Raw genomic sequence first — 9,466 nt, 5'->3', positions numbered from 1 at the left:
AAGATTGAAGCGCCTTGTTCGTAAAACGATCGGTTTTTCAAAATCAGAAGAGATGCATGACAAAGTTATAGGGACGTTTATCGAGCGGGAGTTCTACTGGTAATTCAACTGATTTGAGTCACGACCGTTTTTTTTTGCTATTCGAGAGCTTGGTAATGATCGTAATTTGTGTCGTTGCTGTACGACTTATTGAGCAAATAATCCTTTGAATATTTTCCTACTACCGTTTGATTAGAGAAGTGGGAGAGCTAATACGACACTCTCAATGTCATCTTGTATAGATATAACTCTGTAGATATGGGCTTCAATGTAATCATATAACAAGCGCGAATATGAAGACTTCGTCTTGTATATCAACGACTCTAGGTGATTTGAAACGGGAAAATCCTGCGGTTTAAAGTAGCTATCTGGATAACAAAATGTTGTTCTCTCAAGTGTATGAGATTTTAACTTTAAACATGAAGAACCAAAGTGAGGTGCCGCCCCAACGTCATAGTCTCGAAAATTCAGAGCCCAATACTTTTGGTGAAAACAACCCCTTACGTTATATTTTTGAAACGAAGTTTCAAATGAGATCACCATCAAAAAATTCATTCAATTTTTACCAATAGTAACGCTTGTGATCACTTTTGCTATCATTCATATGTGAATTGCATTGATCATATAAGAACGACTGTTAATATTATTTTTATCAGCAACGGCTAAGGAAAGATATGTTAACTAGGTATTCTGCAAATCCAAGTGACGTGAAGACGTACACTACTCAACAGCTTAAAGATGAATTTTTGGTTGATGAGCTGTTCGAACCTTCTGCGATAAAGATTGTGTATAGCCACATTGATCGCACTGTCGCGATGGGGATTACTCCGACTGAAGAGCCATTGGTGCTACAAGATTGGATCAATAACAAATCGTTTGGTACAGAGTTCTTCCTAGAGCGACGCGAGCTAGGTCTCGCTTGTCTCTCTGGTTCTGTTTGTATTCAAGTGGATGAACAAACTTATAACCTGAAAGCCCTGGATGTTCTCTATGTTGGTCTTGGTTCCAAGCATATTGAGATCTCTCGAACCGATGGTGAGGCATGCGTGTACGGACTGAGCGCTCCTGCCCATAAAGCTCTACCAAGTAAATTAGTAAAACAACAAGACGCCAAGGTTGTGGAACTGGGCTCACTTGAGACTTCAAACAAACGCGTGATCAATCAATATCTGCATCCAGATGTTCTTGAAACATGCCAGCTTTGCCTCGGCATTACCCACCTTGCCCCCGGCAGTGTTTGGAACACTATGCCCGCACATACTCATGAGCGCCGCATGGAGGCGTACCTATATTTCAACGTGAAACCTGAACAAGCTGTGTTCCATATGATGGGGGAGCCTACAGAAACACGACACATCGTAGTTCGAGATAAGCAGTTAGTGTTATCGCCAAGTTGGTCAATTCACTCTGGCTGTGGGACGCAAAATTACAGTTTTGTATGGGGAATGTTGGGTGAGAACCAAACATTCGACGATATGGACTTTATTCCAATGGATACATTGGCTTAATTGATAATAATAGGAAATTTAACATGAACAAGACTCTGAAAAATACTCTACTTACTTCTATCGCTGGTGCTGCAATTGGCTTCTCTTCCATGACACTTGCAGCGACTGAGATTAAAGCGGCATTCAACCAATCTGATAGCCACCCACAGTATGCGGCATTGGCAGAGTTTGGTAAGCAGCTTGAGACTGCAACCGATGGCCGCTACAAAGTGACCATTTTTCCAAATGCTCTACTTGGTGACCAGCGTGCTTCTCTAGAATTGGTTCAATCGGGTGCGGTACAAATGGCGGTTGTTGCTAACCCTCTGGTTGAAAACTACGACAATACCTTCACTGCTATCGGGATGCCATTTGCCTACACGGGGATTGAGCATCAAGAAAAAGTATTTACCTCGGGCGTGTTAGATGACCTTTTTGCATCAACTAAGAAGTTTGGCTTTGAGGTACTAACAGCCTACACAGCGGGTTCGCGCAATATCTACACCAAGAAGGACAACGTCAAAACAGTGGATGATATGGCTGGTCGTAAGATCCGTGTAATGCAATCGAACACTATGGTAGAAATGCTGAGCTGTATGGGCGGTACTGGCGTACCTATGAGCCAAGGCGAGGTTTACACAGCTATTCAACAGGGTGTACTTGATGGTGGTGAGAACAACGAAATCACTTATGCGGATATGAAGCACTACGAAGTGGCACCATACTTTAGCAAGACTTCTCACTTAATGGTTCCTGATCTTGTCGTTATCAGCGACGATTTTATGAACTCCCTTCCTGCTGATGATCAAGCTACCATTCGCAAACTAGCTAAGGAATCTACGCTTGATGAGTTTGCTAAGTGGAACACAATGATTAGTGATGCTCGAGCGTTGGCAGAAGAGAACGGTGCAACCTTTATTGACGTGGACGTGAAACAGTTTCAAGACAGTTGCAAACCTCTACAAAACAAGCTAATCAAGACTGACACGCAAAAAGCATTAACGAAAGCGATTGGTGACCTTAGCTAATATCCTAAGTTGATTAAACGTTATGGAGCTAAATATGGGTTTAGCTCCTGTTTCAGTGAGGAAACAACTAGTGGAAAAACTGCTTTTCTGGGTAGAAAAAATGAAGTTCGCGATCGATTGGTTCGTTGAACGAGCCTGTATTGCTATCATGGCGATGCTCACCATTCTCGTTACGTATCAAGTTGTGACCCGATACGTTTTTGATAGCCCAAGCGCGGTAAGTGAAGTGCTGTCTCGCTATATGTTTGTGTGGCTAGTCCTTATTGGTGGCGCCTATGTTTTCGGACTTCGAGAACATATGTCTATTAGCTATGTTCGTGACAAGTTCCCAGCAAGAGTTGGCGTGTTGGTTGACATCGTAACAGAGTGGGCGATTGCGATTTTTGCTTTTGTTGTTATGTGGCAAGGCGGCTATAAAGCCTCTGTTAGACAGATGTGGCAACAAGACTCTGCATTAGAAATCCCTATGGGAATCATCTACTCAGCCATCCCGATAGCGGGATCACTGATTCTATTTTACTTCGCTATCAATCAGATAAAACTCATCAACACCTTTCAAAAACTCAAAGTAAAAGGATAGGCTCTCATGGATGCTGCAACACTTGCTGCGCTGATCATGTTCGGCGGCGCAATTTTCCTACTCATTTTGGGAGCACCGATCAGCATTAGTATTGGTCTTCCCTCTTTCGCTGCTATGTTGAGTATTCTGCCAATGGCCGGCGCTACGACGACGGCAGCTCAGCGAATGTTTACTGGCCTTGATAGCTTTGCTCTACTAGCTATCCCTTTCTTTATTCTTGCCGGCAATATTATGAATAATGGCGGCATAGCGATACGACTGATCAACTGCTCGCGTATTGTAACTGGTTACTTTCCGGGAGCGCTCGCGCAAACTAACGTCGTATCAAACATGCTATTTGGCTCGATCAGTGGATCTGGCGTTGCTTCTGCTGCTGCAATTGGCAGCATCATGAATCCAATCCAAAAGAAAGAGGGTTATGATTCTGCCTTTCGTACCGCAGTGAATATTGCCTCTGCTCCGACTGGCATGTTGATACCGCCAAGCAACACCTTGATTGTATATGCGACGGTGGCGGGCTCGGTGTCAATCTCTGCTCTGTTTATGGGTGGGTATCTACCGGGTCTTCTTTGGGGTGGTGGCGTAATGCTCGTTGCAGGCATCATGGCCTATCGTCGTGGTTATATGACCAAGCACACTATGACTGTCATTGAGCGTATTAAACTTCTGATTGATGCAGTTCCTAGCCTATCGCTTGTCGTTGTTGTGATTGGCGGTATTCTCGCTGGTATCTTTACGCCAACAGAAGCCTCTGCGATTGCGGTTGTTTATTCCCTCGCATTGGGGTTTGCATACAAAGCTCTAAAGGTTAAACAACTTCCTGAGATCCTTCTTTCCACTGCAAAGCTGACGGCTATCGTTATCTTTATGATTGCTGCCTCTTCTGTAATGTCGTGGGTGATGGCATTTACTCAGATCCCTGGTGTCATCGCCGATACCCTGCTGTCATTAACCGACAACCCAATAATTATTCTACTCATTATTAATGTTGTCTTGCTGTTTGTAGGCACTTTCATGGATCCGACACCAGCTGTACTGATTTTTACCCCTATCTTCCTACCTATCTGTATGAACCTAGGTATGGATCCAGTTCAGTTTGGTATTCTGTTGGTGTTTAACCTTTCATTAGGAACCATTACGCCTCCTGTTGGGCCAATCCTATTTACAGGTTGTAAGGTCAGTGATATCAAAATTGACCATGTAATCAAAACGCTGTTACCATTCTTTGCGGTGATCTTCTTGGTACTAATGGCCGTCACCTATATCCCAGCTATATCAATGACTATCCCTCAAATGATGGGCTTAGTGAAGTAAGGAATGTGTACTTGGAAAAGACAGCAAGACAGGAATATAACGCCCCTGCATTAGAAAAAGGCTTAGACATTTTAGAGCTACTAGCTAGCTCTGCAGAACCTATGTCTAAAAAACAGATCGCACAAGTGCTAGGTCGTAGTGTCGGTGAAATTTTCCGAGTGCTGTCTGTTCTAGCTCGTCGTGGCTATGTCACTTATTGTGAGGAAAGCGGCGAGTACACCTTCTCAATGCAGATGTTCATAATCGCTAACCAATACCCACCACAGTCCTTACTGCTGGATATTGCCAAGCCATTGATGAAAGAGCTGAGTGAGAAGGTAAACCAATCATGTCATATTTCATGTTACGACAGTCTGAATTTGGTTGTTGTTGCTCGAGAGGAAAGCCCATACAAAATGGGTTTTAGTTTGAAAGTAGGCGCAAAACACGACGTTTGCTCATCTGGCTCAGGTATTGTGTTGCTCAGCTTCAGCTCAGAGCTTGAACAACAGAAAATTTTACAAAGAAGTAAGGCGACGGAAGAAGAACAATCAAGAGCAATGAAACTCACCCTTGACACATACAAAAAAGGATACTTTATCGGCCCAAGTCCACAAATATCTGGTATCACAAATATCAGTGCGCCTATTTGTATCGGTGACCAGTTTTTAGCCGTGTTGACTGTACCTTATGTCACTTTGGACTCCGAAGCTGTTCATCATGCTGTTGACAGTATTGACACAACAAAAAACGAACTGCTCAAGGTATGCGAAGTTATAAGCCAGAAGCTCACTCCGAACGTAGTTTAATTGCCGTTCTGTAATGGTACGGTTAACTTGGATGGTATTTAAGCCTTATAATTATCGCTACTTATAAGGAATCTGATATGTCACCAAAACTACGAGTGCAAATCACCCCTCAACAGAAGCTTGAATATGCCAAGATGAGGGTTGAAGATGGTTACACCAATCAACATATATCCCCGTTCAACTTAAAGATGCAGGTTTCAAAATCTGAAAGTTATCCGTAATTTTGGGTACGAGTGAACCTGCAACTTCTGGTAACGTCACATCGAAAAATTTTTTGATAGCAGAGGTGAATGCTGCTTTGGAGGGGAAATAAACATTGTTCTTAACATGCTCATTCATGACTTTCCAAAGCCGCTCTATTGGATTTAAGTTTGGACTGTATGGGGGTAAGTAATGAAGCTCGATATTGAGTGTTTTTGCTGTATTTTTCACCAGCTTTGACTGATGATAGGCTGCATCATCAAGAATTAAGTGAACTTTTTGCTCCAAAGGGTAATGCTCCTTTTTAAATGAGAAGCCGTGATGATGTAGCCACTTGTTCATTCCAGCAACGATATAACGGATACCAAACTCAGCTTGCACATAAGCGACAATTTGGTGGGTATGAAAGTGCGTTTTATCAGTCAGATGTTCGATAAGTTGCATGGTTTGCCCAGCAGAAAGTCGGCTTTGGCTACCACTATTTTCAGGCTTAAGTTTTTCAGAGAGAACATAATCACTGAGATAACGAGCTACGGTTGATTCGTGAATGCGAAGAGCTTGAGAAATCATAGCCTGACTCCAACCTTCAGACGCGAGTAAAACCGCTTTGATGCGGTCACGCACTCGACCATCATGAGTTGAATCGTGCATCTCTTCGAGTTGTTGCTTCTGTTGAGGAGTCAGTATTATTTTCATGGTGCGTGCATGATCCTGATTTTATGAGAAATCAAGCATCTTCAATGATTACAGGTATAACGTTATTCATGGTCATCTTCCTTGGATAGGTATTTATCTAAAATTATTTGAGCAATATAAAGATCTTGGTAGGCAATTCCTGAGCTATCAAAAATAGTAATGTCGTTTTTGTTCCTTTCTTTTAATTGAAGCTTGTCACCGATCTGATAGATCTCTTTATCTGGTGCATGCTGGAACTCACCAATTGTTTTTGACTGCGGTAAATAATCACAGTAGAGGGTGGCGTTCTCAAACAGCGATGGTGGCAGTTCTTGTTTTCCTATTTTATCTGCTCCCATTGCAGAAATATGAGTTCCAGCCTTCACCCACGATGATTCAAATAGAGGAGCTGTAGACGCCGTGACGGTGACAATAATATCTGCGCTTTCACAGGCTTCTTGAGCAGTCTTGATATCAGTTGTTAAACCTTCATTGCTTAGCTCTTGCGCCAGTTGGTTAGCGCTAGTCTGGTTTCTACCAACAATCAGGACGTTAGATAGGTTCCTAACTTTTGAAATGGCAAGCGCTTCATATTTAGCTTGATGACCCGTGCCAAATAACGCGAGTACCGATGAATCTTGTCTCGCCAATAGATCAACTGCGATGGCATCGGCTGCCGCGGTTCGGTAGGCATTAACCAAACTTGCTGACAAAATGGCTTTCATTTCTCCCGTATCAGGTGAGAGAAGAAAGATATGAGTACCATGGTTTGGTAGCCCAGCTTGGTTATTGTAAGGCCAATAACTTCCCATTTTCCAACCAAGCAATTGATTTGTGCTTGCTGATTTGAGTGAAAACATTGAGCCTTCTATCGGACCTGATGCGTTAACCACTGGAAATATTGATGAGTGCTGCTCTTGTACTGCGGAAAATGCCGCTTTGACCGCTTTGTATGCCAGTTCGTGAGTAATTAACGCTGCGGTTGTTTTTTCATCTAAATAAAGCATGTTTACCACCCTGAGATACGTTGCCATTGTTCAATTTGACCCTCGACCAAGTCAAAGACATGGTATTGACGGTGCATTGCGCTTGTAGAACATGCATGATTTGGGACAATGTGAACTCGAGAACCAATGGGAAAACATCCGAAGTCGATTTCGCTTCCTGAATGCGCTTCAAGTATGCCGTGCTCTTGATTTACCTGCACGACTTTGAGCATTTGGCTCTCTTGACCATTCGGCTGGAGAACCACGCCATAACATTGTTCGTCATGACTTTTATCTAAAGAAAGAGCCATCCAACCAGCATCAACAAATATTTGTCCCCTCGATTTGTTGTGTCCAATAACACTACTTACTACTGAGATTGCGATATCATTTAAGGTACATACTCCAAGCCGATGCATCACCAAATCAAACAACGAATAGACGCCCGCTCTGACCTCTGTAATTCCACTTGTGTTTGTGTATGAACATGCCGTTGGGGTAGACCCTATGCTGACTATTGCGCAATGAATCCCCTCTGATTCGAGGCGTTTCGCTGCAAGTTGTGCAGTCGCTACTTCATTACTGGCTGATTGATTTAGCGCTTCTTGAGACGAACAGTGGTAAGACTCGCCCGCGTGGAGCATTACGCCTTTAAAATCGGCAAAACCTTTATCTAAGCTCTTAGCCATTGCAATCAAGGCCTCGGAGTCTGCACTTACGCCACCTCGGTGTCCATCGCAATCAATCTCTATCAGGCAGCTAATGACACACCCATGTTCTTGACAGTAAGTGTTAACGAAATCGGCTTGTTCCATGCTATCAAGTAAAACTACAATGCTGATGCCGCGTTTCAGTAACAGTTCGACTCGTAATAGCTTTTCTTTTGATATACCGACGGCATAGAGAATGTTTTTACAACCATAATTAGCAAGCTGTTCCGCTTCCTCAAGGGTAGATACAGTGATTGGGGCCTCTAGAGAGTCAATTAAGTAAGGAAGCGCATTTAACGACTTTACCGTTTTAAAGTGAGGTCTTAGTGGCGTGCCTAGTTTCGACATATGGTTGCGCATTTGAGCGAGATTATTCAAAAATTTTTGTTTGTCCAAGTAGAGAAATGGTGTGCCGATGGCATTGTATTTTTTTTCTAAATCAGGGCGTTCAGTATATTTAATCATTTCATTTACCTAAGCTTGCAAAGTGACATTCAATGTCGATGAAATGATTATGAAGTAGCGGAAAGTTGAATTATATTAACAAAAATCTACTTATAGATTAGGTTGAAAGTTAATGTTGACGACAGAAGATATTCGATTTCTTGTGGTAGTGTCTAACCATAGAACATTGGCAGATGCGGCTCGTGCGCTCAATATAACGCCGCCATCAGTCACTCAGCGTATTCAACATATCGAAAAGAAGCTATCGCTTAAATTACTTCAACGACCTTCGCGTGTGGTTAGCCTAACAGAAGAAGGCCGTGTTTTAGTCGATACGGGTATTTCGATCCTTGAGGATTTGGATGAGCTCACCGATAAGCTCAATGAAAGCCGAGGGGATGTCAGTGGTCGTCTACGGGTGTTGGCGCCCCTTGGCTTTGGCAACGATGTGATAACCCCTTTGTTGGGTGAGTATAAACAAGCTCATCCGCGCCTGGAGGTGGAGCTAGAATTGTCAGACAACCCAAACTGGGCAAACCATCATAAATGGGATGTTATCATCTACATTGGCCACTTAGCGGATTCCAGCCTTAAGATGGTGAGTTTGGCCCCAAACAAACGCTTTGTTTGCGCTGCGCCGGAGTATTTATCACGTTATGGACAGCCTAAGACGCCGCAAGATCTTAATAAGCATCAATGTATTGCTTTGAGAGAAAATAATGAAGATGTCACGTTGTGGAACTTTACTCATGCAGTGTCAGGGACCACAGAAAGTGTTCGTATTCGTCCTTCTCTTGCAAGTAATGAGGGCAGAGTGATTAAAGACTGGGCTTTACAAGGCTTGGGTATCATCATGCGATCTGAGTGGGATGTTCAGTCACAGATTGATGGTGGAAAATTAGTGCAACTGCTACCTGATTACGAGCTTCCAAATGCCGATATTGTTGCCTTAGTGAGTTCTGCTGCGCATGAGAGGGCGGCGCGAGTCACCGGCTTTTTATCTCTACTAAAAGAGCAATGCCAAAAGGCGCCGTGGTTAAATCGATAGTAAGTTGTTATCGGATTTGTACTATTAATGGGTTTTATTAGGTTCATCGCGGCTTTCCGGGGAAAGCCGCTTTTATCTTCAAGAAGAAGTAGTCTGTATCTCGATACCCATAACCCATTCGCTTGATTAGCTTTATCTTGTTGTTCATCCCTTCCAGTGTGCAGGT

Annotated in this window: 12 protein-coding genes; 7 read left to right on the top strand and 5 right to left on the bottom strand. The window is 43.1% G+C overall.

Going from position 1 to position 9,466, the window contains the following annotated elements; genetic code table 11:
* A partial coding sequence (locus AACW06_RS18210) for an IS1 family transposase (RefSeq protein WP_238336641.1) occupies positions 1-103 on the top strand: 103 nt, incomplete at its 5' end.
* A gap of 128 nt (positions 104-231) precedes the next feature.
* On the opposite strand, the gene AACW06_RS21100 is transcribed toward AACW06_RS18210, so the two are convergent.
* Complete coding sequence (locus tag AACW06_RS21100; RefSeq protein ID WP_443263763.1) at positions 232-582, bottom strand: DUF3626 domain-containing protein; 351 nt, start codon at positions 580-582, stop codon at positions 232-234.
* Between the two features lie 131 nt (positions 583-713).
* Here AACW06_RS21100 and kduI point away from each other — a divergent pair, with 131 nt between their 5' ends.
* From kduI to AACW06_RS18185, 5 genes are read left to right on the top strand one after another with little or no spacing between them, the layout of a single operon-like run.
* Positions 714-1,547, top strand: a complete 834-nt coding sequence (gene kduI / locus AACW06_RS18205; RefSeq protein WP_192076162.1) for a 5-dehydro-4-deoxy-D-glucuronate isomerase — start codon at positions 714-716, stop codon at positions 1,545-1,547.
* Positions 1,548-1,570: 23 nt separating this feature from the next.
* Complete coding sequence (locus AACW06_RS18200; protein ID WP_192076161.1) at positions 1,571-2,554, top strand: TRAP transporter substrate-binding protein; 984 nt, start codon at positions 1,571-1,573, stop codon at positions 2,552-2,554.
* A gap of 34 nt (positions 2,555-2,588) precedes the next feature.
* Entirely contained in the window at positions 2,589-3,134 is a 546-nt protein-coding gene (locus tag AACW06_RS18195; protein WP_202884111.1) for a TRAP transporter small permease, read from the top strand.
* Between the two features lie 6 nt (positions 3,135-3,140).
* Entirely contained in the window at positions 3,141-4,448 is a 1,308-nt protein-coding gene (locus AACW06_RS18190) for a TRAP transporter large permease (protein WP_192076160.1), read from the top strand.
* Between the two features lie 11 nt (positions 4,449-4,459).
* A complete protein-coding gene (locus AACW06_RS18185) occupies positions 4,460-5,236 on the top strand; it encodes an IclR family transcriptional regulator (RefSeq protein WP_192076159.1) in 777 nt (258 codons plus the stop codon).
* Between the two features lie 177 nt (positions 5,237-5,413).
* On the opposite strand, the gene AACW06_RS18180 is transcribed toward AACW06_RS18185, so the two are convergent.
* The 3 genes from AACW06_RS18180 to AACW06_RS18170 form a co-directional block, all read right to left on the bottom strand.
* Positions 5,414-6,133: a transposase gene (locus tag AACW06_RS18180; protein WP_192076158.1), complete on the bottom strand. Its 720-nt coding sequence runs from the start codon at positions 6,131-6,133 to the stop codon at positions 5,414-5,416.
* A 62-nt stretch (positions 6,134-6,195) separates the two neighbouring features.
* Positions 6,196-7,119: an ornithine cyclodeaminase family protein gene (locus AACW06_RS18175; RefSeq protein ID WP_192076157.1), complete on the bottom strand. Its 924-nt coding sequence runs from the start codon at positions 7,117-7,119 to the stop codon at positions 6,196-6,198.
* 2 nt (positions 7,120-7,121) lie between these two features.
* Positions 7,122-8,273, bottom strand: a complete 1,152-nt coding sequence (locus AACW06_RS18170) for an alanine racemase (RefSeq protein ID WP_192076156.1) — start codon at positions 8,271-8,273, stop codon at positions 7,122-7,124.
* Between the two features lie 112 nt (positions 8,274-8,385).
* On the opposite strand from AACW06_RS18170, the gene AACW06_RS18165 reads away from it, so the two are divergent.
* Positions 8,386-9,300, top strand: a complete 915-nt coding sequence (locus AACW06_RS18165) for a LysR family transcriptional regulator (protein WP_192076155.1) — start codon at positions 8,386-8,388, stop codon at positions 9,298-9,300.
* 43 nt (positions 9,301-9,343) lie between these two features.
* Here AACW06_RS18165 and AACW06_RS18160 read toward each other — a convergent pair.
* Positions 9,344-9,466 (bottom strand): transposase (locus AACW06_RS18160; RefSeq protein ID WP_192074488.1); only part of this gene is annotated, 123 nt, incomplete at its 5' end.

Origin of the sequence: Vibrio sp. S12_S33, from assembly GCF_963889785.1 — a bacterium.
Classification (GTDB): domain Bacteria; phylum Pseudomonadota; class Gammaproteobacteria; order Enterobacterales; family Vibrionaceae; genus Vibrio; species Vibrio aestuarianus.
This window is presented reverse-complemented; position numbering and strand designations above follow the sequence as displayed.

Coding starts and splice junctions, on each gene's coding strand:
- AACW06_RS21100 (WP_443263763.1), bottom strand. CDS start 582: ATGGTGATCTCATTTGAAACTTCGTTTCAAAAATATAACGTAAGGGGT.
- kduI (WP_192076162.1), top strand. CDS start 714: ATGTTAACTAGGTATTCTGCAAATCCAAGTGACGTGAAGACGTACACT.
- AACW06_RS18200 (WP_192076161.1), top strand. CDS start 1,571: ATGAACAAGACTCTGAAAAATACTCTACTTACTTCTATCGCTGGTGCT.
- AACW06_RS18195 (WP_202884111.1), top strand. CDS start 2,589: ATGGGTTTAGCTCCTGTTTCAGTGAGGAAACAACTAGTGGAAAAACTG.
- AACW06_RS18190 (WP_192076160.1), top strand. CDS start 3,141: ATGGATGCTGCAACACTTGCTGCGCTGATCATGTTCGGCGGCGCAATT.
- AACW06_RS18180 (WP_192076158.1), bottom strand. CDS start 6,133: ATGAAAATAATACTGACTCCTCAACAGAAGCAACAACTCGAAGAGATG.
- AACW06_RS18175 (WP_192076157.1), bottom strand. CDS start 7,119: ATGCTTTATTTAGATGAAAAAACAACCGCAGCGTTAATTACTCACGAA.
- AACW06_RS18170 (WP_192076156.1), bottom strand. CDS start 8,273: ATGATTAAATATACTGAACGCCCTGATTTAGAAAAAAAATACAATGCC.
- AACW06_RS18165 (WP_192076155.1), top strand. CDS start 8,386: ATGTTGACGACAGAAGATATTCGATTTCTTGTGGTAGTGTCTAACCAT.